Source organism: Pseudomonas sp. PDM32, assembly GCF_019219225.1.
Classification (GTDB): Bacteria; Pseudomonadota; Gammaproteobacteria; order Pseudomonadales; family Pseudomonadaceae; genus Aquipseudomonas; species Aquipseudomonas laurylsulfatiphila.
This window is the reverse complement of record NZ_JAHUWE010000002.1, coordinates 45,445-69,877: the sequence shown is the minus strand read 5'-3', so window position 1 is coordinate 69,877 and position 24,433 is coordinate 45,445. Positions and strand designations below refer to the sequence as shown.

Below are 24,433 nucleotides of genomic sequence, written 5' to 3'. Positions count from 1 at the left end.
TGCCCGTGGCTTGTGGGTAGGAGTGGGAGAGGCCGTGGCCCTGTCAGTCTGTGGCTTGATCCTGATGGCTCTATCCGTAGTCTCTATTGTCCGAGGTGGTCGCTGATGCTCCGAGCCCTCCTTGGTAGAAAGAGCGATCCGCAGATCATCGATACACCGGAGAAGCTTGCGCAAGCGCTAGGTACTGGCTATGAGACCAGCGCCGGGCAGCGGGTAACGACCACCAGCGCGATGCAGCAACTCGTGGTGTTCAACTGTGTGCGGGTGTTAGCTGAGTCGATGGGGATGCTTCCTTGCCGGTTATTGAAACAGTCCGGCCGGGTTCGACTACCTGCTACGACTCACCGGCTTTACCCGCTGATTACCATGGCCCCAAACAGCTACATGACGGCTCAAGAGTTCTGGGAAATGCTGGTCGCGTGCCTGTGTCTGCGTGGCAACTTCTACGCATACAAGGTGATGGCGCTGGGAAACGTGGTCGAGCTTCTTCCACTCAGCCCGGACATCGTCACACCAAAACTCAAGGATGACTGGTCCGTTGAGTACAGGGTCAATTTCAAGTCCGGCCCGCGGACGCTGACACAAGATGAGATCTGGCATGTCCGGCTGTTCACCCTGGACGGGCTCAACGGGCTGAATCCGATTGCTTATGCCCGTCAGGCGCTTGGCCTTGGCCAGGCGATGGATGCGCATGCCGCGAAGCTATTCACCAACGGCGCCGTAACCAGTGGTGTCCTGCGAACCGAGCAGCAGCTTACCGACGAAGCATTCGGTCGGCTTAAGACTGAGTTCCAAGGTGAACACATGGGCGTGGCCAACGCCTATAAACCCATGATTCTAGAGATGGGACTCGACTGGAAGCCCATCAGTCTCAACGCTCAAGACACTCAGTTCATCGAGTCGAAAAAGCTGACCGAGGCGCAGATCTGCGGTTTGTTCCGCGTGCCGCCGCACCTGGTGGCCAGCATGGAAAAGATGACGCTCAACAACATCGAGCACATGGGCATGAGCTTCGTGAACTACTCGCTGGTTCCGATCATGACCCGCATCGAGCACCGCATTCAGGTCGGACTGCTCAGCGAGAAAGACCGCCTGACCCACTACGCAAAATTCAACGCAGGCGCCTTGATGCGTGGCGATTTGAAAGGGCGGTATGAGTCCTACGGCAAGGGTATTCAGTGGGGGATCTTGAGCCCCAACGACTGCCGCGAGCTCGAGGACGAAAACCCCCGTGAAGGTGGCGACATCTACCTCACCCCTATGAACATGACCACCAACCCAGAGGCTGCCGGCGATGCAGACAAAACAGCGTCTTGACCTGCCGCTGACCATTAAATCGGTCAGCGACAGCGGCGAGTTCGAAGGCTATGGCTCCGTGTTCGGTGTCGAAGACAGCTACGGCGACGTGGTCATCCGTGGCGCATTCGCAGCCAGCCTGGCCAAGTGGAAAGAGAAGGGGCGTCTGCCGGCAATGCTCTGGCAACACAACATGAGCGAGCCGATCGGCATTTACACCGAGATGCGCGAGGACGACGTCGGTTTGTACGTCAAAGGCCAATTGCTGGTCGAGGCCGATCCGCTCGCCAAGCGTGCCCACGGCCACATGAAGGCCGGCAGCCTGACCGGTATGTCCATCGGCTACATGCTCGACGACTACGAATACGACAAGGAAAAAGGCATCTGGCTGCTGAAGGCTATCGACCTGTGGGAAGTCTCCCTGGTCACCTTCCCGGCAAACGATGAAGCCCGAATCACTGACGTGAAATCTCTGCTGGCTCGCGGTGAAACACCGCCGCCCAGCAAAGTGGAGCGAGCCCTTCGAGAGGTCGGGTTTTCTGGCTCCCAAGCCAAGGCCTTTATGGCCAAAGGCTACGGCGCAGTATCACCGCGAGAGGCGGGTGCCGGCGAAGCACTGCAATCCATTAAATCCCTGATTGACCGAATGTAAGGAGCCTCTCATGGCTGTTGAAATCAAAGATGTGCAGGAAGTTGCCGAAGCACTCGGCAAGAAGTTCGACGAGTTCAAGGAAAAGAACGACAAGCGAGTCGATGGCCTGGAAGCCGAAAAGAGCAAGCTGTCCGGCCAGGTCGACACGCTCAACGAAAAACTAAGCGAGCTGGACGAACTTAAAAGCAACCTGGAGAAAGAGCTGCTGGCACTGAAGCGTCCGGACGGTACCGGTACCAAGGAAGCCAGCGAGCACAAGACAGCATTCATGCAGTTTGTGCGTAAGGGCATCGATGCGGGGCTGGGCGAGCTGCAAGCCAAGGCGCTGCAGATTGGCGTCGAAGCCGATGGCGGTTATGCGGTACCGGAAGAGCTCGACCGCACCATCATCGAGTTGTTGCGGGATGCGTCGCCGATGCGTCAGGTGTGTGGGCAAATTACAGTCGGTACCGAGGACTACAAAAAACTGGTGAGCCTGGGCGGTGCGGGTTCGGGGTGGGTCGGTGAGACCGATGATCGGCCGGCAACTGGCACCCCGACCTTGGCGCCACTGTCGGCGTTCATGGGCGAGATTTATGCCAACCCGCAAGCCACGCAAAAAAGCCTGGATGACATGTTCTTCGATCCAGAAAAGTGGTTGAACGACGAGGTGTCGCGTGAGTTCTCCGAGAAGGAAGCCAGTGCGTTCCTGCTGGGCAACGGTGTCAATAAGCCCAAAGGGCTGCTGGCTTACGACATGACACTGGAAGGCGATAAGGTTCGCGCCTTTGGCAAGCTGCAAAAGCTGATTTCTGGCGTAGCGGGAGGGATCACCGGCGACAAGTTGATCGACCTGGTGCAATCGCTCAAGGCCGGCTACCGCCAGAACGCTACGTTCATGATGAACAACCTCACCGTTGGCATGGTGCGAAAGCTCAAGGATGCGGAGGGCAACTACCTGTGGCGTCCGGGCCTGGAGTTGGGTCAGCCGTCCAGCCTGTTGAGCTATGGCATCACGGAAAACGAAGACATGCCCGATGCGGCGGCGGATGCCAATGCAGTCGCGTTCGGTGACTACAAACGCGGTTATCTGGTCGTGGACCGCATCGGTACCCGCGTGCTGCGCGACCCCTACACCAACAAGCCATATGTTGGCTTCTACACCACCAAGCGCGTCGGCGGCATGCTGGTCGACTCCCAGGCGGTGAAGATCCTGACCCTCAGCGCTGCGTAATCGTGGCGGGCGTCTTCGGGCGCCCGTTCACCGGAGGATGTATGCCAATTATTTTCGTGAATAAGCCGTTCCCGTTTGCAGTGGACGGTAACCAGGTAGTTGAGATTCAGGCTGGCGAGCAGGAAGTGTCGGAGCGCTGCGCTCTGGTAGCGGTTGAGCATCTGGGCGTGGCCGAATATCTCGACAGGCAATTGCAGTCGGTCCTGCGTGAAGATGGTCCGACCATCGCCGAGTTTGTCGAGGCCGGGTATCTGGCGACCAACTATCCGCCTGAGGGTTATGAATCACGCAGCTCTCAGGAAGAGATCGACCTGGCTATCAAGGCGCAGAAGGATGCCGAGGGCGAAACCGACCCGCTCAAGATGACGGTACCCAAGTTGAAGGAGTGGCTCACCGCCAAGGGCATTACTTTCGACCCGTCTGCGAACAAGCCTGCACTGCAAGCCTTGGTGCCGGAAAATGATTGATCTCGCCATCGTGAAGGCGCACCTGCGTGTTACTCACGATGCGGAGGACGATCTGATTCAGGGCTACACAGAAGCAGCCCTGAACACCTTCGAGCTCTTTACCAATCGCAAGCTGATCGAGGAGGGCAGCGCGCTGCCTAATCCGGTCGGCAAGGCACTGCTCATCACCAAGTCTATCCGGCAGGGCGCCTTGCTATTGATTGGACATTGGTACGCAAGTCGTGAGGCCGTAGTGGTCGGTACGATCACTGCCGAGCTTCCCATGGCTACCAATGCTCTTTGGGCACCACATCGTTGGGCGAACGTATGAGAGCCGGCCCTTTGCGTCACCTCTGTGTTCTCCGGGGCTACGTTGAAGATAAGGACGCCCTCGGCCAGCCATCGAAAACGTGGGACGACCTCGGCCAGATCTGGGCAGAGATCAACATTCCTTCTGGGCGGATGTACGAAGCCGCGTCACAGATGCAGGTCACGGTCAACGCCGAGATCAACATCCGCTACCGCAAGGATGTCGTGGCGGGCCAGCACTTGGTGCACGACGGTATCTCTTACGAAATCATTGCCCCGTTGGCTACCAACCAGCGGGACATGCTCAAGCTCATGTGTAAAACGGTGAAGCCCAAATGAGCAATGGAACCATAAGTGTGACGGGTTTCGGAGAGCTTCAGGCTGACTTCGAAAGCTTGGCCAAGTCCATGGGCAACAAAATTGTGCGGGACGCCGTCATGGCCGGCGCTCGTGTAGCTCGGGACAAAACTCGGGAGAAGACACCAGTTCGCACGGGAATCCTTAAAAAGAACGTCACAGCGGTTCGACTCAAACAGTCCGATACGCCTGGTGGTGCAACGGCTGGCGTCCGAGTGAAAAAATCCAATGGGAAGAAAGCGAAGGCCAACGAGGCACCTTTCTATTGGAAGTTCATCGAGCAAGGCACGTCGAAAATGCCGGCTGCTCCGTTCATTCGCCCTGCCTGGGACAGCAGCATCGCTGAGATCGAGAAGGCCACCACCGACAAGTTGGCCGAAGGCATCGACAACGCAATCACCCGGTAAACCCAATGATTGAGAAATCCCTCATCGACAGGCTCTCGCCTCTGGTCGACGGACGCGTTTACTTCGGCGTTGCCCCCGAAGACGCCCTGCAACCGCGACTGGTTATCCAAACGGTCAGCGGCGGTACCGGCTTTACGCTCGCTGGGTGGGATGGTTCCAGCGAACTAACCATCCAGCTGGACGCTTGGGGCGAAAGCTTTCTACAGGCTTTGACCTTGGCTGGGCTGGCATTTGCCGCCATGACTGCCGACGGCGACGACTTCACCACCGGCAGTGCTGATCGACTGCCAGACGTTTTTGAAGATGACACCAAACTCCACAGCGTGAGCTGGGAATACACCCTGCAACCATAGGAGGCCTCATGGCCGCTCAATCCCCAACGAAAGCGAAGTTTGTCAAAACGCAGGGCACCGCTCTCAGCGTTTCCAAGCTCACCACCACCGATCCGAAAGAGGCGGGCCTGACCTGGGCGGATCTGTCGGTCACCATCAAACAGCCGCAGTTCCAGGGCGGTCAGTCGGACGAAATTGAAGTTACGGTGCTGGCCAGCGAGGCCAAAGAATTTACTGTTGGTCTGGCTGACAACGGTACGTTCAGCATGTCCGGCAACTGGAAAGCAGATGACGAAGCCCAGACCGTGCTGCGTACTGCTCGTGACGACGGCGAGCCCCGGGCATTCAAGTCGGTGTTCAAGGATGGTTCGTCCTCGAGTTTCTTGGGTCTGGTTACCCAGTTCACCTGGGACGCCGCGCCGAACGGTACGGTCAATGGCACCTTCAATGTGCGCATCACCGGTGCCGTGTCCTTCGATCTGCCGGTGATTCCATAATGGCGAAGGTAAAAGCATTGGGGGCAACGGATCTGCGATCAATGGCTCTCGACCCTATGCGCAACTTCAAGCATGAAGCGGTGCCGGTACCAGAGTGGGGCGGTGCCAAGGTAGTGGTTCGTGCGATGAGCGCCGGTGATTGGGTCGAATATCGTCGGCGGGCGTCTGAAATCGTTACCTCTGCACGTCTCGCTGCTGGACTAACCGCACAGCCCGTCGAAGTTGAAGGTGATGAGTCACCGCCGGCGGAGCCACTGGTGGAAATTCAGTCGTCACCACTTTATGCCTTCGTCCTGGTTCGCACTCTGTTTGATGAGTCCAACTCCCGGGTGTTTGCCGACGAAGATGTCACCGTGGTTGCCGAGGCTTTCAGTCCTGTCCACGACCGACTGGTTGGTAAGGCTTTCGAACTCAGCGGTGTTGCGGCGGGAGCAGATGCAGAAGACCCGGTGGACGTAGCGGGAAACGGCTAAAGGAGGAGCCAGAGTTGGTGTTTATGCTGACTCTAGCCCTCCGGCTCGGTATGACATTGCAGGATTTGCGGTCAAGGATGACTGCCGAGGAGTTGTTCCTCTGGATGGCCTACAACCAGGAGTCGCCACTCAGCGACACGCGAGGCGATATCCAGGCTTCGATCATCGCTGCGTCAGTATTTCAGGCTCAGGGTGCGAAGGTATCGGCCGTGGACTTGTTGCCGAAGTGGAAAGCCGAGCCGGAGCAAGTTGTTGACGAGGCTGCCCAGGCTGAGGAGGGAGCTGAGCTGTTCAGGGCTTTCTTGATGGTCAAGGCCAAGGAAACCTAATTAGGAAAATCTCAACTTGTAGTAGTGGCGACCTGCTATATTGCGGCCAAATTTACGGAGGGATCCATGAAAAAAGCCGTTATCGCAATGCTTCTTGGCGCAGCTGTTGCTTCTGGCTGCACCATTCGTGTGGCCGACATGACCGTCGCAAGTACCAAGAATTACAACGTAAATTCCTCGAAGTTCGTAAAAGGAAAGCGCGTTACCGGCGAGGATAACTACCCGGTAATTCTCTTCCCTACGGGTATTCCGAATATGAAGACCGCGATGGATAACGCCATCCAACAAGATAGCTGCGCGGTAGGCCTGACTGATGTCGTCATGAGCCAATTAAACCACTCATTTCTGGTCGGGATGATCGGTTTCCGCGTCGAGGGTGATTTGCTTATCGACACCTCGCGTCAGGGGTGTGCAAACCGCGCTTAGGATACAGAGAGCTACTAGAGCCCCGCCAAGTGCGGGGCTTTTTTTTACCTGGAGAAAAGCATGGCGGGACAGACCCTTCGCTCTTTGATTGTTAGCGTGTCTGCCGAGACAAGCGCCTACCAGCGTGAAATGGCCAGAGCTGGGCGCATGGGGCAGAGCTACCTTCGGACAATCACATCTGGAAATCGGGATGCGACCAGTTCGTGGCGATCTCAGGAGGCCGCTGTGCGCGCTCAGGGCGCGGCGATGCAGTCGCTTACGTCCACGGTTGGGAGTTATGCAGCAGCCATGGCTGGCGCACTGGCAGTCGGCAATGTCATCCACCAAGCTGACGCATGGAACCAGGTCAATGCTCGACTGAAGCAAGCCACGACAGGCACGGAAGACTTTGCTGTCAGCCAGAAAGCTTTGTTCGATCTCAGTCAGCGGACTGGGACAACTTTTTCTGACAATGCCGGCCTATTCAGTCGTTCCGCGTCCTCGATGCGCGAATTTGGCTATTCAACTTCTGATGTTCTTGGGGTTACAGAGGCGCTTTCTGTTGGGCTGCAGGTCTCTGGAGCAAGCTCTGAAGGAGCGTCGGCGGCCATTATGCAGTTTTCACAGGCCCTTGCTCAGGGCGTGCTAAGAGGCGAGGAGTTCAACTCCATTGCGGATAGCGGTGACCGAGTTCTGCGGGCTCTTGCGGCGGGAATGGGGGTTGCTCGGAAAGACCTCAAAGCGATGGCGGATGATGGGTTGATCACCATCGATAAGCTTGTGCCGGCTCTAATCAGCCAGCTTGGCGTGCTGAACGATGAGTTCGATAAAATGCCACCTTCGGTAAGTCGATCAACGACAGCGCTGGGTAATGCCTTCCAAGCTTGGATTGGTGGCGCGGATGCGGCCACGGGTAGCACTACCGTACTGGCAGGATCAATAGACTTTGTCACCAAGCACATGGATGCCCTTGCCGCTTCAGTGTTGATCGCCGGCGCAGCTTATGGTGGTCTGAAGGTTGGCGAGTTGGTCAAGGGGCTGAAGGATCAAGCACTCGCATTGCGGGAGGCGCGGTCAGCCGAAATCGGCCGGACCAAGGCACAATTAGACGCAGCGACTACAGCTGTACGCCGCGCAGCTGCCGAGGTTGTCGCCGCAGAAGCCGAAGTCACAGCAACCAAATTTACTGATGCACATGCTGCCGCGCTCAGTCGTCTGCGTATGGCCAGATTGGCCGATGCACAGGCGACGGCCGCTCAGGGCGCAGCGCAGGCCGCTCAAACGACCGCGACATCGCTGGCTGGACGTGCAGGGTCGGCGCTTCTCGGTGTGATGGGTGGCCCTGTAGGGCTTGCTGTGACCGCCGGCGCGGTGGCTGCCAGCTACCTTTTGTTTCGCGATAACAGCGATAAGGCTCGCCAGGCCACTGTCGATCTGAAGCGCCCAGTTGAGGAACTCCGGAAGGAGTTCGCCGAACTGGGCAAGGAGCAGGCCCGGTACAAGCTCGGCGGTGTCATCCAGCAGCAGGCCGATGCGCAAATCGCCGCACAGAACGCGCTGCGGGAAATCCGTGCAGCGGCTCAGGGTAATGACAAATGGGGTGACACCTACAAGGCCAACCCCTTCCAGCGGGACCGGGCGGTAACGGATTTCAATCGTCGTATCGCCGCGGGACAAGACATCGACTCGGCGAGCCAGGAGCTCGTTGCGGCGATTGGTCCAAATGAGGAAATGACCAAGGCGATCAACGCGTCTTCGGCTGCATACGGTGAGGCGGTCAAGGCCTCCGGAGACTATGGCGATGTCGCCACGATGCTCACTGGTCGTTTGAACGATGTTGCTGTCGCTGCAGGGCAGGCTGGAGCAGGCCTGAAAGCGATTGATGGGCCTGACCAAAAGACCATCGATGGATGGGGCACCTACACCAAAAATCTTGTCGAGCGCCTGAACTCTGTTCGTGACGGTGGCGATCTGGTTGGTGAGGTGAATCGCCGGATTGAGCGGGAAGGTGTCGACTCCAGCACCGCCGAGGGCTGGCGAATCCTTGCCGGTGCAATCAAGGGGTCTGAGGCGGCAGCCAAGGCATCCGAGGAGGCTCAACAAAAGGCCAAGAAGGCCTCGGAGGATATCCAGCGACAGGCTGAACAGCTCAACAATGCCTACAAACAGACTCTGGCTAACCTCACTCAGCAGGTAGCGCTCTATGGTGAGACCACAGAGATTGGGCGCTTGCGGTACGACCTCACCACCGGTGAGCTCTCCAAGCTAACTGACAAAAACAAGGTGATGCTCGAGGGCAAGGCGATTGAACTGGACGCGCTCAATGCGAGGAAAGCCTACGACGGCCTGATGTCCAGTTTGCAGACCAAAGAACAGGCGCTGCTGTCGACGACCAAAGAACGCATGCAGGTGCTGGAAACAGCGAACCGTGCAGGCAAGCTCAGCTCGGACGACTACCGTGCGGGTGCCGATGCTATCTCGAAGGCGACCGTTACAGAGGCGCCTCAGTTCGGCGGTATTGACTCGTCGGTAGGCGGCCCATCCGGCGAACTGGTGAAGATTGCCGAGGCAGAGTCTGCGCTCAAAAAATGGCATGACACACAGCTATCCATGCAGGCTGACCTGCGTGACCAGATCTTGGCCGATCAGAAGTCGACCAACGAACAAAAACTCGCTGCAGAGCAGCAGTATTTGGATCGCGTAGTCGAGATTAATCAGACCAATCAGTCCAGGCTTTCGGATATCCAGGGTGCTTACAAGGTGGCCGTGACGGGCACCTTCAGTGAGCTTTCAGGGCAAGCCGCGGACATGGTTGGCAAGATCGCAGGCGAGCAGTCGGGCGCGTACAAATCTCTTTTCCTCGCGCAAAAAGCGTTCGCTGTTGCGTCGATCATCATGAACGCCCAGATCGCTGCGGCGAAAGCGCCGGCAGAGCTCACCATCCTGGGTGGCATCCCTGTCGGTGCTGGACTGCTTGCAGCCGGCTATGCCAACGCGGGCATGGTGGCCGGCATGGCGTTGGCCGGCTTCTCCGATGGCGGCTACACCGGTCCGGGCGGCAAGTTTGAGCCCAAGGGCGTAGTGCACGGTGGCGAGGTGGTGATCCGTAAGGAAGTGGTCGACCAGCCTGGCATGAAGGACTACCTGATTGGCCTGAACCGCAGTGGCAAGCCTGGCTACGCCAGCGGCGGGTTCGTCGGTAGTCCGGGTATTTCACCAGCGTTCACCGCACCGACTGTCGCTACCAGTGGTAGTTGGGGAAGTGCGCCTGAGATCAATCTGCACATCAACGGTGACGGTACCGGTGGCGCCGTCAACTCGCCAGAGGGCTACGAGCAGATGGGGCTGGCGTTGCTGGCCACCGCACGCTCCGAAATGCCGAAGATCGCCCGCGCGGTGATACAGCAGGAGAAGGGCCAGAACGGTCTCCTTGATCCAAACAATCGGAGAAATAGCTGATGGCAGAGGTATTCGCTTGGTCGCCACGGGTTGGCTCGTCTGGTGATGACCAGACGGACATCCTTGAGTCGAAGTATGGAAACGGTTACAGCCAGCGCCTGTCGGTCGGAATCAACAATGTAGCAGGGGCCTACGCGGTGTCTTTTACCGGTGGCGAGGCCTACATCAAACCAATCCGCGAGTTTTTTAAAAGGCACAAGGGGGCGAACCACTTCCTGTGGACGCCCCCGCTTGAGGTTCAAGGGGCGTACATCACGACCGGTGGGTGGCAACTGCAAACCCACGGCAACAAGAAGTACACCTTGAGCACCACCTTCCAGCAGGTATTCAACCCATGATCACACTGGACGATCAGAAGCTTGAGCCTGGGGCGCTGATTCAGCTTATTGAGTTGGACGGCGAAGCGCGCGGCATGGGCATCCTGCGTTACCACGCGCACAAGCAATCCGCGCCGATTATCTGGAAGGGCGATATATACCTGCCCAGACCATATGAGACGGGTGGTTTCGGGCGCAGCGTCGAGGGCAATAATTCCACGCCCATTCTGAAGATCAGCAACATCGACGGCGTGATCACTGCGCTTTGTCGTCAGTTTCAGGGGCTTAGTGGAGTCAAGCTGACGGTGCGTCAGACCTACGCTAAGTACCTGGACGCCGTGAACTTCCCCGGCGGCAACCCGCTAGCCAGCACGATGGAAAGGCTGGATATCTCCTACATCAACCAGGTCACCAGCCTGTTGCGCGAAGAGGTGGTCTTCTCGCTGGCACCGCCGACTGCAGTGAAAGGGCAGAGGCTGCCGGCCGGGTTGATCATGAACCGCTGTGAGTGGTGTCTGTGGGGGGAGTACCGCGGCCCTGACTGCAACTACACAGGCATCAAGATGTTCGACCTCGACGGGAACCCCGTGGATGACCCGGCGCTTGATCGATGCGGCGGGCGCCCGAGTGATTGCGAGATACGGCACGGCCGGGGGAATCCACTGCCGTTTGGCGGGGCTCCAGGTGCTGCACTCATTGGATAGGTAAGTAATGAACAAATCGATGCTGAAACAGATTCAGGCCCACGCCGCCCGGGAGTACCCCAAGGAGAGCTGCGGCGTGGTGATCCGCGAGGCGGGCCGCCTGAAGTACGTGCCCTGCGGCAATGACGCCAAGACGCCAAGCGAGCACTTCATCATCAACCCTGGCGATAAGTGCGATGCAGAGGACCGCGGCGAGGTGACGATGATCATTCACAGTCACCCTGACGTGCCTCCGCTGCCGAGTATGACCGACCGGGTGAGCTGCGAACTGCATGAAAAGCCCTGGGGCATTGTGAGCTGGCCGTCAGGGGAGTACTTCGAATTCAAGCCGGAAGGCTACCAGGCGCCACTGGTTGGGCGAGAGTTTGGCCATGGCTTGCTGGACTGCTACGCACTTTGCCGTGATTACTACGAGCGCGAGTATGGGATTGAATTACCCAACTACCCACGGCGCGACGGCTGGTGGAACACCGGCGAAAGCCTCTACGAAAAATACTACGAAGAGGCAGGGTTCTACCCGGTATCCATGCCGCGCAAGGGCGACATGATCGTCATGCAGATCAATGCTGACGCCCCGAACCATGCGGGCATTTACCTGGGCGATGGATTGCTGGCGAGCGTTCCGGACCTGCACCCGGCGCCCGGGACTTTCCTGCACCATCGTTACAACAAGAAATCCACCCGCGATGTGTACGGCGGCATGTGGTCCGATTACACCGTGCTGATCCTTCGGCACCAAAGAGTGCCGGAGATTGACTGATGGCGATGAGAACAACGGTTCGCCCGCAGCCCCTTGTGGTGCTGGTGATGCTGTACGGCGTGCTTGGTGCCCGATTTGGGCGTGTTCACCACCTGGCGGTTGCGTCCTGTGCTGAGGCGGTCCACGCCTTGTGCGTGAAGATTCCCGGGTTCAAGCGCTTCATGCGGTTTTCAGAAGAACGCGGGCTTACCTATGCCGTGTTTCGTGGGAAGAAGAACCTCAGCGACGCCGAGATTGAGATGCGGCAGGACACCGTAGAGCCCATCCGCATCGCGCCAATCGTGATCGGCAGCAAGGGTGGCGGCATCTTCGCCACTATCGCCGGCCTGGCGCTCGTGGTGATTGGGGCAGTCACCCAGCAGTACTACTTAGCAGCAGCAGGTGCTGGCCTGATGATCGGTGGTATCGCCATGAGTATGTCCCCTTCACCGGTGGGTGTGCTTGATAAGGAAGGAGATGGCAACAGGCCGTCATATGCCTTCGGCGGCGCCGTTACCACGATGGCCCAGGGCCGCTGCAAACCATTGCTTTACGGCGAGCGCGATATCGGCGGCGCCCTCATCTCGGCTGGTGTCTTCTCGGAAAATCAGCAGTAAGGAAAACCCATGTCCAAGACCGCAACAGCGCCTGCTTCCCCGCGCCGGCGCCGGCCTGCTGCTGCCCGCGTTTTGGGCGCAAAGGGTGGAGAGCAGAAGCCATACACGCCCTATAAAGCCCCGGACAGTGCGCTGTCCGTTGCTACGGTAAAGTTGCTGTATGCGTTGAGCGAAGGCCCCATTGTTGGCCCGGTCGACGATAAGCGGTCAGTGAAGCTCAACGGGACCCCGCTCATCTCGCCGGATGGTAGTGAGAACTTCCCCGGAACCGTCTGGGACTTTCGCTCGGGCACCGTGGATCAGGAACATATCGCGGGCTTTCCGGCCATCGAGAATGAGGCTTCCCAAGGGCTTCCGGTAGAGCTGAAGTCGGACAACTCTTGGACGCGCGCTATCACCGACCAGCAACTGTCGGCCGTGCGCGTTCGCTTGTCGTGGCCGCAGATATGGCAAGTGAAGACCAACGGCGACCAGATCGGCTATCGCATCGATTACGCCATTGATCTTTCGGTTGACGGCGGCAGTTATCAGACGATTCTCTCGGCCACCCTTGATGACAAGGGGACCACCGAGTACGAGCGTACGCACCGTATCGACCTTCCGGAGGGTTTTACCAGCGCGCTGGTGCGCGTGCGCCGGCTGACCCCGAACCGCAATGATTCCAACTTTGCGGACCTGATGCGGATCAAGGGCCTGACAGAGGTCATCGACAAAAAGCTGCGCTATCCGAATTTGGCCCTCGGCGGCCTGCAGTTCGACGCGAAGCAATTCCAGGACACACCGAAGGCCAGCTTCCTGATGCGTGGCCGGATTGTTCAAGTCCCGACCAATTACGACGCAGTAACGCGCACCTACACCGGCGACTGGAATGGCACGTTCAAACTGGCCTACACCAACAATCCGGTTTGGGTGTGGCGCGATCTGTTGTTGCACCGCCGCTATGGTCTGGGTCGTCGCATCACTGCCGACATGGTGGACCACTGGTCGCTATACGAGATTGGCCGTTACTGCGATGTGATGGTGCCCGATGGCAAGGGCGGTATGCAGCCGCGCATGACCACCAACGTCTATATCCAGGATTCAATTGAGGGCTACGCGCTTCTGTCCGACCTGGCCAGCGTGTTCCGTGGCAGCAGCTGCTGGAACGGATCAAAGGTCACGATGGTGGCGGACATCCCGGGCAATGAGGATGGCTACGTTTTCACCCGCTCGAACATCATTGGTGAGTTCGAGTACGTCGCAGCCGCCTATCCTGATCGACACACCCGAGCGAAAGTCGCTTGGGACAACCCTGAAAACGAATTCAAGACCCAGCCGGCGCCGGTCACCAACGACGAACTGATCGGTGCGCTTGGCCACAGAATGCTGGATATCTCGCGATTCGGCTGCACGGTCGAAGGCGAGGCCATACGGCACGGTATCTGGGCGCTGAAGTCCGAGCAGTACGAAGAATGGTCCGTGAGTTTCACCACCGGCATGGAGGGTCGGAACGTCGAGCCCGGCCAGATCATCTGCGTGGCTGACGAAATGTTTTCTGGTCGAGCAAACGGTGGGCGCATCAGTGCAGCCACCAGGCGCGTGATTACGCTGGATATCGACGCCGAGGTGCATGAGGAAGATCGACTTATCCTCAACCTGCCGAGCGGCAAGTCCGAGGGCCGGATTGTCAAATCGGTATCCGGCCGCCTGGTCACCGTCATGGCTGACTATTCGGAGCTGCCCGAGCCAGAGTGCAGTTGGTCTGTCGAGAGCTCTGACCTGGCTGTCATGCGCTTTCGCGTGCAGACCATCGAGCCGCAAGGTCTGCATCAGTTCAAGATTTCCGCTACTCAGCATGAGCCGCTGAAGTACCAGGCTATCGATACCGGCGCGCGGATTGATCCGCAGCCGACCAGCATAATCCCGCCGGGCGTTATGTCTCCGCCGGAGAACATCGGAATCGAGTCGAGGAGCGTGGTGTCGCAGGGGATCGCGGTCACCAGCATGCGCATCACTTGGGACGCTGCGCCCGGCGCCATTGCTTATAACGTCGAATGGCGCAAGGACAGCGGAAACTGGGTTCGCCTGCCACGCACCGGGAATCTCGGGGCTGAAGTAGAAGGGATCTATAGCGGTCGCTACATAGCTCGCGTGAGCTCAGTCAACGCAATGGATGTGACCTCGATTTGGGGTAACAGCCCTGAGGTTGTCCTGGCCGGAAAGGTCGGCCTGCCGCCGGCGGTGTCGTTCCTGACCGCCACCTCGCTGCTGTTTGGCATCGGCCTCAAGTGGGGCTTCCCCGCTGGCGCCGAGGACACCCAGCGCACGGAGATCTGGTACGGGCCGGCCAACAACCTGGAAGCTGCAACCAAGCTGACCGATCTGACTTACCCGCAAAGCGACTACGTCATGCAAAGTCTGCTGGCTGGCGCGACCTTCTTCTTCTGGGCGCGCCTGGTCGACCGGACAGGCAACATCGGCCCGTTCTATCCCGTGGTAAACGGCGTGATGGGGCAGGCCAGCTCTGAAGCCAGCCCTATCCTGGACATTCTGGTCGGCAAACTCACCGAGACGGAGCTTGGTGAGCATCTGTTGGGCCGCATCGAATTGATCGATGGCGCTGGCCCGGGCTCCGTGAATGAGCGTCTGGATCAGGCCAAGGAAGAGCTGACCGCGTTGATTGATCAGGTCACCGACGCCCTGGCGTATGACCCGAGCAAAACCTACGTCGCCGGTGAGATCGTCCGGCAGGGCCAGCATCTGTACCAAGCCATCAGCGCGGTACCGGTGGATGCAGCGCCGCCGAATGTCACCTACTGGACGGATGTCGGAACCCTGCTGCAGTCCGCCAATGCACTGGCGGAACAGGTCGCCTTCAACAGCACCAAGATCACCGAGGTGGACGGCAAGGTCACGGCTTCGGCGGCGGCCTTACAGTCGCTGCGTGCGGCATACCGCGCTGACGACGGCTCGGCATCGTTGGCTGGTGTCCTCAATGACTGGGGAAGCGCCGCATCATTTGCGCAACAGGTGAAGGTTCAGGCAGCTGACAACTTGGCGCAGGTCGAGCGCACCACTGTACTGGATGCAGCAGTGAGCGAGAACAGGGCGGGGATTCGGTCACTGGAAACCGTGGTCGTGACGGACAGGTTTGCCACTTCCGCGCGCCTTGATCAGCTCACCAGTGGCGTAGCCGGCAACACGGCGGCGCTCGGCGTCGAGTCTGAAACGCGGGCGGCGGCCGACGCGGCGCAAACCCAGCGTATCGAGACCAACGAAGCCAAGGTCGAGCAGAACACCGCCAAGATCCAGGAGGTGCAGACGTCGCAAGTCAACACCGACGAGGCGCTGGCTGGAGTGAAAAACACCGTTCAGGCGGTGTACGGCATGGGCCGGGACGACACGGCCAACGGTGATTTGGCGGGGGTGATTCAGGCGTGCCAGAGCACCGCGCTCTTCGCGCAGAAAACCCGCGCCTTGGCGTCGGCGGATCTGGCTCAAGTCGAACGCTCGGAGCAACTGCAGGCTTCGATCAGTGGCAATACCGCCGCCGTGCAAACCGCATCGCAGGCGCAGGCAGCGCTTGACGGGAAGCTGTCGACGATCTGGTCGGTGAAGATGGAAACCACCGCCGGCGGACAGAAGTACGCCGCTTCCTTCGGGCTCGGTTTGCAGGTCGATCCCTCTGGCGTGTCATCGCAGTTTGTGGTCAGGGCGGATACTTTCATGCTGCTGAACCTGGCGAACGGAACCCCCGTTTCACCGTTCGCGGTGTCGGGTGGGCAGACGTTTATTCGTGAAGCGTTCATTCAGGACGGCACCATTGGGAACGCCAAAATTGGTTCGTACATTAAATCTGACGACTATCAATTTGGCGTGAGTGGTTGGGCGATCAATAAGAATGGCGGGTTTGAAATGAACGGTGCAAACGCAAACGGCAGGATGTCACTCATACCAACCGCCTTGAAGTTCTACCACCCTAATGGGGTGCTGGGTATCGACTTGAGTTTATAAAAAATGGCCGGACTTACAATTAGAAGTGCGGATAATAAAGTAATGGTTGATATGACCATGAACATTAGCCAAACAATGGGGTCGGTCGATACGGGGGCTGCGAATGGTGGTATCACCATTCCATCCCCTCCGGCTGGTAAAACTATGTATTACATCATTGTGCCGTTGGTAAGTACGGGGCTTGGCACTGGCAAACTGCCCGGCGTAACGCTGTCTGGTACTTCGTTGACGTGGGCATACTCCTATCCGACAAATGGGTGGGGGTTCTTTTCGGTCAACGCACGAATCTACTATGGCTATTATTGATGTCAAAACTAATTGTTACTAAGTCAGATGGTAGTTTGCTGTTTGATACAAGAAAAATCACATATGGATTGGTTAAAAGTGGCTACCTTGCGTATAGTTCGTCTTGGACACGTCGCACTCTAAGGTCGGCCCAACTTGACCCATCTGATGGGTCCAATTGGTATGCTTCGACTCAGGTGAATGATCTCGCAAACTGGGACCAAATTTGGAGCCTCACTGTAACAAACGCTAAATCCCCCATTGTGTTTATCGTTGGGTCAGGTTGTCTAAATGGCTCCACAACTTCAGGGACTAGTATTGCTTATCATTATTCCAATGCCAGTGCAAACACTAAGTTTTACTGCTTTGATTTAATGGCTGACAATATTGCGGGGTCACCGTATTTAAAGACTTACAACGAAAGCGGCATCCTGACGTTCAACTCGTTACAGCCACCATTGAATATTGCAGGTACATATCAACCTCCGGGCCCGACAGCGCCAGCTGGTGCCTATGGGGTTCAAACGGCATACACCGGTGGATACTTTGTATCACGTCAAAACGATAATAACTGGAACAGCAGTAAGCAAGATTGTCGGTTTGATGTGGCGTTAACGGCAGGTGTTGAATACGCCGCATATCTACCGTGGTCACGGGGTGGATCTACAGTTGATACCCAAGGTTCAACACCGATTTCGTATGCTGTTCAGGAAGGGGTCTATGGGCGTGTTGGTGGTATCAGTTTCCTCTTTGGGGCGTCAGCAGGAACGACACTCGTAACAGGTGTGGCCCCAAGACCGAGCGGTTGGTACAACATCCCTTCTGACAGGTATCCAGTAGCGTTAATTATCACTACTGCGAATCTTCCATTCCCATTCAACTGATTCTGCTAATTCAAACAAGCCCGCCTAGAGCGGGTTTTTTATTGACCAAATTAAGGACGTCGTTATGCCCTGGTACAGAGCGGGAACAGTGACTGTTACAAATGGATCAACGACCGTTACTGGCGTTAGCACGGATTTCGCGGCCAATGCCCGGGTGGGGGATGCTTTCATCGGCCCCAATGGCGCGCTGCATGAAGTGACCAACATCGCCAGCGCAACGGTGTTGGCGATTTATCCGCCTTATGCGGGCGTCACGGTAGGTGGTGCTGGCTATACGGTGGCCCCGGTTCAAGGCTACGTGAAACAACTCGCCGATCAGGCGCGGGACATTCTGCAGCAATGGGGTACGACGCTCGCAGGGCTCGGCTCGGTTTCGACTGAGAACATCGTGCCGGTGGCCAAGGGCGGGACTGGCGGGACGACACAAGCGACTGCGCGTAACGGCCTGGGGCTGGGCAGTGCTTCTACGCTCGCCGCAGGATCTGCTACCGGAAACGTGATGCTTGTCGATGATGTGAAGTCTCCGAACGCGAGCACCATTAACGTGTATGGGAATTCTTTCAAAACGTGGTCGGCCTCGACGACTGGAGCGCCTGAGTCTTCCACCCAAGGCACCATGATCAATGCGGGCTACGACAGCCCTTCATACGGATCGCAGATCCTTATGTCTTTTTCTGGGCGGATGTATTTCCGATCTGGAACGTACTCGACCGCTTTGATGCGCGAGGTTTACCACACTGGCAACACCACCCGTGCCGCTGACGGCACCCTGAAGGCGATCTGACCATGGCAAGAGCAGCAATCAATGTCCTCGGCGCTACGGGCGCGACCTACGACTTCGTAACCAATGGGGCAGGTCTCGTTGCGTCGTCGCGCGAATCTGTTGGCGTGTACCGCATTACCGGATGCCTGGGTATGGTTCCATTCCCGCCGCTTGACGATGGATGGGGTTACACGATCAACCAGGTGGACGGCCGCGCTGATGTGGAAACGGACTTCGCTGACGGCGTGCTGACGGTGACGGTCACGAAGGACGGTCAACCGTATGACCTGAAGCACATGATCACCTTGCACATCCTGGTGCCGGAAGCGCCGGCTATGGAAACGCCGCGTTCGACACCGGAGGAAGTGGTCGCTGACGCCTGATCATGACTTGCACATCGATGACCGCCTTGAGCGGTTTTTTTTCGCTTGGAGAAAAGTGATGACTGTATCCGAGAAAGACCGCGACATCCTCGCCCGTACGTTGTGGGGCGAGGCCCGCGGCGAATCCTTGGCCGGCCGGATTGCTGTGGCCTGGACCATCCGCAATCGCGTGAACGACGGCAAGGACAGATCGTGGTGGGGCGAGGGCTATGCCGGCGTGTGCCAGAAGCCCTACCAGTTCAGCTGCTGGAACAGGAACGACCCGAACTTTGCCTCCCTGAGTGGCGCCAAGCAGATCCCTTTCCGCGAGCTGGCGCAGGTGCGGATTGCCGCTGACCAAGTGATTGATGGCAAGGTGCCAGATCCCACCGGCGGCGCCACGCACTATTACGCGATCGCCATGAAGACGCCTCCAGCCTGGGCGGCGAAGGCAAAGCAGACGCTCAAACTGGGCGGGCACGTCTTCTTCAAGGACGTGCCATGAAACCGATCTGGCTGCAGGTCCTTCCTTGCATCGCTGCACTGACTCTGGCGGCCGGGGCGCTGTTCGGCGCCTATCACCACGGCGTAACGGTAACGGATGAAAAGTGGCAGTCGGCATGGAATGCCCGCGACACCCGAGATGCTGAGGCGAAATCCCTCAACGAAGCCGCCGAGCGCACCAGAGAGCAGGCCTACCAACAGTCAATCAACAAGGCGGTTCAAGATGGGCAACGAAACATCGATCAAGCAATGGCTGATGCTGCTGCCGCTCGCGCTTCTGCTGACGGCCTGCGCGGCGCAGCCGACAACCTTGCCCGTCGCCTCGCAGCCAGTGAAGCCAGTGGCAATTCCTGCACTGCCGCCGCAAGCAAGGCAGCTGCCCGTGCCGCCGCTGTGCTTGCCGACGTGCTCAAGCGCGCTGACCAGCGAGCGGGCGACCTGGCTGCAGTTGCTGACCAAGCCAGAGCCAGGGGAATGACTTGCGAGCAGGCGTATGACGGGTTGATCCGATCGTCAGCTCTTCATTGAAAGACCGGCGTTCGATTACGATACTGGTTATTTATCCAGTATCGAGAAAGCCATGTATTTCCTGATTACGCGCATGAGAGAGAAGGGTGTCGCCCGGGAGTGGAAGGCAATCCGGCAAACGCCAGGGATTCGTGCCGACATCAACATCAGGAATCAGATGTGCGAGCAATTGAACCGGACCAGCGATATCGCCGAGATCCGGCCAGCGGGCATGCCGCTTGATGCGGTTCCGCTTCCGCCGCTGCTGGATGCTCGAATCTCAGGGATGGCGACCAACGCTTTCACGCTGAGCGGCCTGGAGGAAATCAACGGCTGCCTGTATGCGCAGTCGTGGTGGTGCAGGGAGGTATGACACCGAAACGTCAACCCGGCGTCATCAACGCAGCGAGCTACCATAAGGACTTGAACTTGCTCTGCTGATACGTGGGTTGCCAGCGGGAGCCTGTGATGCTGATATAGGGAGTGGGCGTCGTCATGCTTCGACGATTTAAAAACAGCTAGAGTAAGGCTTTTAATCGAATTTGAATGCCAATTTAGCAGCGGCGCGTTCGCCAGAATCAATCATCAAAAAGGAGTGTCTAGGCGATGAAAGCCAATGAAAAAGCGAAAGCGCAAAAAATGGTTAGTAAAATCCAAGAAGGCACTTTTGATGAAAATGATATAGATAGCCTGTTTATGCGGCTCCGCGCCTACTCTGGTGCAGCCAAGGTCTTTCGGGAGGCCGCTGACTTTGTTGCTCACAACGACGTTCGGAATCGCGGGCTCATAAGTGATTCACTAGAGGCTTTTTTTCTGAGCTTCAAGTTTTATCTCGATTACCCATATCAAAAAAAACCGCTTCCCATTTATCACCCAATGCCGCTGTATGTAAAAAAGCTAATGAAGTATCAGGTAGGTAAGTGCAAGCCAGAAGAGCTACGAGAGAGATTTAATATCAGTCCTGACGGGCTCCGGGCACGGATTGATAATTATTTTAAAGACGACAAAGCAAAAAAAACGACTACTTTCCAGAAGCCGATACCCCAGGATGAAAAGAGTTTTGCGCCTATTCAACATCTTCTTAGTTTCTTAGGAAATTATCCTGCATTTTCAGGAGATGAGCTGATAGATGATTTGATTTCTGTTCTGAAGTCGAACGACCTAGTTTTTGATGAGAAAGCAATTAGAGCGCAGCAGTCGGGTATAATAATTTGCGTAATGCTACTGATGCATCAAACGGCATACGACTTCGGGGGCGATGCGCTCGGAAGCTGCCAGATCTCTGCTGAAAATAACGCCGTAATGAATGGTTTTCCACTTGAGTTGAAAGAGAATACCTTCGGAGAGCTTCAGGTAGTGGGCAATGTTAGCTGTGCAGTCCCACAAGGTAACGGTGATGTACTGGATTTGGAGTTTCAAGTTTTTAAATCCGGTTTGCGTGTGCTTGATTACTGCAACGTTTCTCTATTCACACAAAGGCCGATAGCAGAGGCGCCTGAATATTCCCGGATAGTGGTTAATCTTGACCAACATCTAGTTTTTACTGAGGGAGGGAAGCTTGGTCTACCGGATGAGTAAGAATTGGCAGCAATGCTAAATGCTGATGGTTGCTTGAGTTGCCTCCGGCGTCAAAGACTATCCCGGTCTCAATCCATTCTAATGAATGTCAATCGGGTGTCATCAGCACCGCGAGCGTCAGCTTTATGAACTCTTCATTTTTATCGATGGTGTGTAAGGCTCCACGGATGTTATCGGCGACGTCGGCCGCGCCGCGTTGCTCGACCCAGTTCGACAGTTCCAGGATGGCAGCTTCGAGGGCGAGTTGGTTTTCGTTAATTTTGAAGAGCAGGGAAGGGAGCAGATCTGAGTTTGGCATCGCGAATCCTCCGTGGAGTTTTCAGCGTAGCAGGGGGCGAGCTATTGGCTTGGGGTTCAGGTCGGCAGAACGCCGGGGAGGGATGACACTACTGTAGGAATATACAACGCTAAGTTATTGATTCTTATAGGGTGAAATGCTGATTTTGTACCTCGTCAAAACCACCTACTTTTCCTTTCGGATCAATAGCTTGCACTGGTTTCGGGGTCACCTTGACATGGTGGGGGTCGTTGGTTCGAGTCCAATCGCGCCTACCAAACAAAATCCGCTCTGCTGGGCGGTCTAGAAGGGCTCACCGAAAGGTGGGCCCTTTTTTGTTGTTGCTGTCTACCTCCAGACTCAACGAAAGCGAAGCCAGGTCCGTCGCCGTCTGGCCACGAGCCTCACCCACTGCGTTACGCCTGCGAGATTTTTCGGGGGATTGTGAGGCGAGGGGCGGGTGGGAGCCAGGCAACAGATGATTGCATCCAGATGGCATGTTCCATAACCAGTGCTGAATTCACTTACCTGCTGCCGGGTAAATCGATCAGTGTGTCGCTTGCCTCATAAAAGCTCAGAGCGCGAAACCCGTCGCATGAACCAGATGCACCTCCTGCGCTCCCGCGATCAGGTGCATGGGGATGTTCTGTTGTACATCAATGGACGGTACCTCGAAGCTCCCTACAATCTGGAGGTGTCGCTCGCTCAGTTCGGTCGACTCTGCTGCCTTTTCCTTAGCCATTCTCGCGTGGTTCATTGCGATTTCGTTGAGCGTTGACACGTTACATCTCCCGGTGACTGACCAAGCGTATCGCTGGAGTCCTTAAGCATTGATTGAATGGCTGTTGCGTCAGAATTATGTCGTTCCGGCGCTGCTACGCGCGATCTGTGCAATCCTCAAGCCACGGATGCGGTTGAACTCATCGTCGTGTTTTCGCAGGCGACGAATGGCGGGCAGCGGTGGATGTTGGTCCGGATTCTTTGCCATTCAGGCGTAAACTAGTGGGGCTGCCTCATTGAAAGGAGCCGCCTATGAACGTCGATCAAATCAGCAAACAGGCACCCGTAGACAAAGCCGTTTGGGATCAATACTTCTGCGCCGCATTGATTGCCGAAAGCAATCTGACAGCCCCGGTTGTGGGCGGGGCTACGCATGAAGACAGGCAGAATTTGTTGATCGAGAGGGCTAAAACCCTGGCCGACAAAATGATGGAAAACCGGAAGTAACCAGAGCCCAGCCATCGCGCTGGGCTCTTTGCATGCGGCGCTATGCGCCGATGCTGGCGATGTGCGGGTTGTGGGTCAGGCGATCAGCTCTACCTTGCCGCTCGCCAGGCGATAGACACCTCCCACGATCTTCAGCATGCCTTTGCTTTGCGCATCGGTCAGCAAGGGTGAAGCCTGTTTCAGGCTGTTGACCGAGTTTTTGACGTTCTGCGCGGTGGCGTTTTCCATCAGGTTTCCGGGTTGCTTGAGCACGGCCTCGATGGCCGACTTGAGTGCGTCGGTCAGTTTCGGGATATGGCCGGGGAAAACCGTCTGGTCCTTGACGGCCTTGATGCCGGCCTCGATGGCGCCGCAGCTCTCGTGGCCGAGTACCAGAATCAGCGGGGCGCCCAGTACGGCGACCCCGTATTCAAGACTGGCCAGGCCTTCCGGGGTGACAAAGTTGCCCGCGACGCGGATGGAGAAAAGATCGCCGCGCGCAGTATCAAACGCATACTCCGGGGCGATGCGCGAGTCAGAACAGCTCAGCACGGCCACGAACGGATTTTGGCCCGACACCAGGGCCTCTCGCTCAGCCTTGAAATCATGAGTCTTGGATGTACCGCTTACATATCGTTCATTGCCCTCCATCAGTCTTTTCAGCGCCATGTCGGGACTGAGCACGTTTTGTGGTTTGGGTGGGGCTGACGCTTTCTCGGCTGCCTGGATGATCTTGCCGGGCAGTGTGCCGGTCAGCAGCAGGGCGCCTGCGCTCAATCCGGCAAATTGAAGAAAACGACGACGGCCTGTTGTGTTTGAAGCAGAGCTTGAATCACATGATTCACACATGATTTTGTTTACTCAGTTCAATGCGGTGAGAGTGAGTTGCTGTTGGGGCTGGAACTGCCACGGTAGCTCAATGCCAGCGCAGTGGAGTCTAGTTGGTCTGTCATATTGTGTACCGGGTCTGGTCTGCGGATGCCGTGCAAGCAACCACTTCATGGGCTACTACTGTCAGGCTCATACAGCTTCTACCTGGCAGGAGTTTCTCGATGCTGACTCATTGGTTTCTGGCGGCGGTTCATCTTTTGGCGGTTGCCTTGGGATTCTGGGCGGTGCTGACGCGAGGCACGGCTTTTCGGCGCTTGGCCGATGGGGCAGGAGAGGTGCGCAGTGTCCTGATCGCGGACAATATCTGGGGTATTTCGGCTGTAGTGCTGCTGATCAGCGGGGGGATGCGAGCCTTTGGCGGGTACGAGAAAGGCACGGACTATTACCTGCATCAGCCGCTGTTTCATTTGAAGATGACGCTGTTCGTGCTGATCTTGCTGCTGGAAATTGCGCCCATGATGACGCTGATCAAATGGCGGATAGCGTTGGGCCGTAAAGTCGCCTTCGATACCGGCCGTGCAAAGCTGTTTGCACGGATCAGTCATGTCGAGGCACTACTGGTGCTGTTGATGGTGGTGGCGGCGACTGGCATGACGCGCGGGGTGATGTTTGGTTGATCACGCAGTGAACG

The 24,433-nt window shown here is 57.2% G+C and carries 30 protein-coding genes; 27 read left to right on the top strand and 3 right to left on the bottom strand.

Annotated features, from left to right (window positions below; translation table 11 throughout):
• Nucleotides 1-105: 105 nt before the first annotated feature.
• The 25 genes from KW846_RS03775 to KW846_RS03655 all read left to right on the top strand — a co-directional run bounded on the left by KW846_RS03775 (nt 106) and on the right by KW846_RS03655 (nt 21,428).
• Nucleotides 106-1,317: a phage portal protein gene (locus KW846_RS03775; protein ID WP_218481381.1), complete on the top strand. Its 1,212-nt coding sequence runs from the start codon at nt 106-108 to the stop codon at nt 1,315-1,317.
• Complete coding sequence (locus tag KW846_RS03770; protein WP_218481380.1) at nt 1,295-1,948, top strand: HK97 family phage prohead protease; 654 nt, start codon at nt 1,295-1,297, stop codon at nt 1,946-1,948. The genes KW846_RS03775 and KW846_RS03770 overlap by 23 nt, the downstream gene beginning before the upstream one ends.
• Nucleotides 1,949-1,958: 10 nt before the next feature.
• Nucleotides 1,959-3,161: a phage major capsid protein gene (locus KW846_RS03765; protein WP_218481379.1), complete on the top strand. Its 1,203-nt coding sequence runs from the start codon at nt 1,959-1,961 to the stop codon at nt 3,159-3,161.
• A gap of 41 nt (nt 3,162-3,202) precedes the next feature.
• Complete coding sequence (locus tag KW846_RS03760; RefSeq protein ID WP_218481378.1) at nt 3,203-3,628, top strand: HeH/LEM domain-containing protein; 426 nt, start codon at nt 3,203-3,205, stop codon at nt 3,626-3,628.
• Nucleotides 3,621-3,938 carry a head-tail connector protein gene (locus KW846_RS03755; protein ID WP_218481377.1) on the top strand — a complete coding sequence of 106 codons (318 nt, stop codon included), beginning with the start codon at nt 3,621-3,623 and terminating at the stop codon, nt 3,936-3,938. Before KW846_RS03760 ends, KW846_RS03755 begins: the two co-directional genes overlap by 8 nt.
• On the top strand, nt 3,935-4,255 hold the full coding sequence (locus tag KW846_RS03750; protein ID WP_218481376.1) for a phage head closure protein: 321 nt from the start codon (nt 3,935-3,937) through the stop codon (nt 4,253-4,255). The genes KW846_RS03755 and KW846_RS03750 overlap by 4 nt, the downstream gene beginning before the upstream one ends.
• Entirely contained in the window at nt 4,252-4,680 is a 429-nt protein-coding gene (locus KW846_RS03745) for an HK97-gp10 family putative phage morphogenesis protein (RefSeq protein ID WP_218481375.1), read from the top strand. Before KW846_RS03750 ends, KW846_RS03745 begins: the two co-directional genes overlap by 4 nt.
• 5 nt (nt 4,681-4,685) lie before the next feature.
• Complete coding sequence (locus KW846_RS03740) at nt 4,686-5,033, top strand: DUF3168 domain-containing protein (RefSeq protein WP_218481374.1); 348 nt, start codon at nt 4,686-4,688, stop codon at nt 5,031-5,033.
• 8 nt (nt 5,034-5,041) lie between these two features.
• Nucleotides 5,042-5,509: a phage tail tube protein gene (locus tag KW846_RS03735; protein WP_218481373.1), complete on the top strand. Its 468-nt coding sequence runs from the start codon at nt 5,042-5,044 to the stop codon at nt 5,507-5,509.
• Nucleotides 5,509-5,982 (top strand): phage tail assembly chaperone, encoded by a 474-nt coding sequence (locus tag KW846_RS03730; RefSeq protein ID WP_218481372.1) that lies wholly within the window; start codon nt 5,509-5,511, stop codon nt 5,980-5,982. Before KW846_RS03735 ends, KW846_RS03730 begins: the two co-directional genes overlap by 1 nt.
• Nucleotides 5,983-6,005: 23 nt before the next feature.
• Complete coding sequence (locus tag KW846_RS03725; RefSeq protein WP_256356607.1) at nt 6,006-6,311, top strand: DUF4035 domain-containing protein; 306 nt, start codon at nt 6,006-6,008, stop codon at nt 6,309-6,311.
• A 66-nt stretch (nt 6,312-6,377) separates the two neighbouring features.
• Nucleotides 6,378-6,737, top strand: a complete 360-nt coding sequence (locus tag KW846_RS03720) for a hypothetical protein (RefSeq protein WP_218481370.1) — start codon at nt 6,378-6,380, stop codon at nt 6,735-6,737.
• 60 nt (nt 6,738-6,797) lie between these two features.
• Nucleotides 6,798-10,175 carry a tape measure protein gene (locus tag KW846_RS03715; protein WP_218481369.1) on the top strand — a complete coding sequence of 1,126 codons (3,378 nt, stop codon included), beginning with the start codon at nt 6,798-6,800 and terminating at the stop codon, nt 10,173-10,175.
• Entirely contained in the window at nt 10,175-10,513 is a 339-nt protein-coding gene (locus KW846_RS03710) for a phage tail protein (RefSeq protein ID WP_218481368.1), read from the top strand. The genes KW846_RS03715 and KW846_RS03710 overlap by 1 nt, the downstream gene beginning before the upstream one ends.
• Nucleotides 10,510-11,196 carry a phage minor tail protein L gene (locus KW846_RS03705; RefSeq protein WP_218481367.1) on the top strand — a complete coding sequence of 229 codons (687 nt, stop codon included), beginning with the start codon at nt 10,510-10,512 and terminating at the stop codon, nt 11,194-11,196. The genes KW846_RS03710 and KW846_RS03705 overlap by 4 nt, the downstream gene beginning before the upstream one ends.
• Nucleotides 11,197-11,203: 7 nt before the next feature.
• Nucleotides 11,204-11,956: a C40 family peptidase gene (locus KW846_RS03700; RefSeq protein WP_218481366.1), complete on the top strand. Its 753-nt coding sequence runs from the start codon at nt 11,204-11,206 to the stop codon at nt 11,954-11,956.
• Nucleotides 11,956-12,552 (top strand): tail assembly protein, encoded by a 597-nt coding sequence (locus KW846_RS03695; RefSeq protein ID WP_256356594.1) that lies wholly within the window; start codon nt 11,956-11,958, stop codon nt 12,550-12,552. The genes KW846_RS03700 and KW846_RS03695 overlap by 1 nt, the downstream gene beginning before the upstream one ends.
• Nucleotides 12,553-12,561: 9 nt before the next feature.
• Nucleotides 12,562-16,545 (top strand): phage tail protein, encoded by a 3,984-nt coding sequence (locus tag KW846_RS03690; RefSeq protein ID WP_218481365.1) that lies wholly within the window; start codon nt 12,562-12,564, stop codon nt 16,543-16,545.
• Between the two features lie 305 nt (nt 16,546-16,850).
• Complete coding sequence (locus tag KW846_RS03685; protein WP_256356593.1) at nt 16,851-17,714, top strand: hypothetical protein; 864 nt, start codon at nt 16,851-16,853, stop codon at nt 17,712-17,714.
• A gap of 64 nt (nt 17,715-17,778) precedes the next feature.
• A complete protein-coding gene (locus KW846_RS03680; RefSeq protein WP_218481364.1) occupies nt 17,779-18,498 on the top strand; it encodes a hypothetical protein in 720 nt (239 codons plus the stop codon).
• Between the two features lie 2 nt (nt 18,499-18,500).
• The gene (locus tag KW846_RS03675) at nt 18,501-18,860 is read left to right on the top strand and encodes a hypothetical protein (RefSeq protein ID WP_218481363.1); all 360 of its coding nucleotides are present in this window, start codon (nt 18,501-18,503) and stop codon (nt 18,858-18,860) included.
• 58 nt (nt 18,861-18,918) lie between these two features.
• Nucleotides 18,919-19,344, top strand: a complete 426-nt coding sequence (locus KW846_RS03670; RefSeq protein ID WP_218481362.1) for a cell wall hydrolase — start codon at nt 18,919-18,921, stop codon at nt 19,342-19,344.
• Nucleotides 19,341-19,871, top strand: coding sequence for a DUF2514 family protein (locus KW846_RS03665; protein ID WP_218481361.1), 531 nt, complete (start codon nt 19,341-19,343; stop codon nt 19,869-19,871). Before KW846_RS03670 ends, KW846_RS03665 begins: the two co-directional genes overlap by 4 nt.
• A gap of 52 nt (nt 19,872-19,923) precedes the next feature.
• A complete protein-coding gene (locus KW846_RS03660) occupies nt 19,924-20,223 on the top strand; it encodes a hypothetical protein (RefSeq protein WP_218481360.1) in 300 nt (99 codons plus the stop codon).
• 233 nt (nt 20,224-20,456) lie between these two features.
• Nucleotides 20,457-21,428: a hypothetical protein gene (locus KW846_RS03655; protein WP_218481359.1), complete on the top strand. Its 972-nt coding sequence runs from the start codon at nt 20,457-20,459 to the stop codon at nt 21,426-21,428.
• Between the two features lie 88 nt (nt 21,429-21,516).
• Here the strand turns inward: KW846_RS03655 and KW846_RS03650 are convergent, their stop codons facing one another.
• A complete protein-coding gene (locus tag KW846_RS03650; RefSeq protein WP_218481358.1) occupies nt 21,517-21,726 on the bottom strand; it encodes a hypothetical protein in 210 nt (69 codons plus the stop codon).
• Nucleotides 21,727-22,279: 553 nt separating this feature from the next.
• Nucleotides 22,280-22,486, bottom strand: a complete 207-nt coding sequence (locus KW846_RS03645) for a hypothetical protein (protein WP_218481357.1) — start codon at nt 22,484-22,486, stop codon at nt 22,280-22,282.
• A gap of 251 nt (nt 22,487-22,737) precedes the next feature.
• Here KW846_RS03645 and KW846_RS03640 point away from each other — a divergent pair, with 251 nt between their 5' ends.
• On the top strand, nt 22,738-22,932 hold the full coding sequence (locus KW846_RS03640) for a hypothetical protein (protein WP_007975687.1): 195 nt from the start codon (nt 22,738-22,740) through the stop codon (nt 22,930-22,932).
• Between the two features lie 75 nt (nt 22,933-23,007).
• Here KW846_RS03640 and KW846_RS03635 read toward each other — a convergent pair whose 3' ends face one another.
• A complete protein-coding gene (locus tag KW846_RS03635; RefSeq protein ID WP_218481356.1) occupies nt 23,008-23,760 on the bottom strand; it encodes a carbonic anhydrase in 753 nt (250 codons plus the stop codon).
• Between the two features lie 203 nt (nt 23,761-23,963).
• On the opposite strand from KW846_RS03635, the gene KW846_RS03630 reads away from it, so the two are divergent.
• Nucleotides 23,964-24,419 carry a DUF2214 family protein gene (locus tag KW846_RS03630; RefSeq protein ID WP_218481355.1) on the top strand — a complete coding sequence of 152 codons (456 nt, stop codon included), beginning with the start codon at nt 23,964-23,966 and terminating at the stop codon, nt 24,417-24,419.
• Nucleotides 24,420-24,433 lie beyond the last annotated feature (14 nt).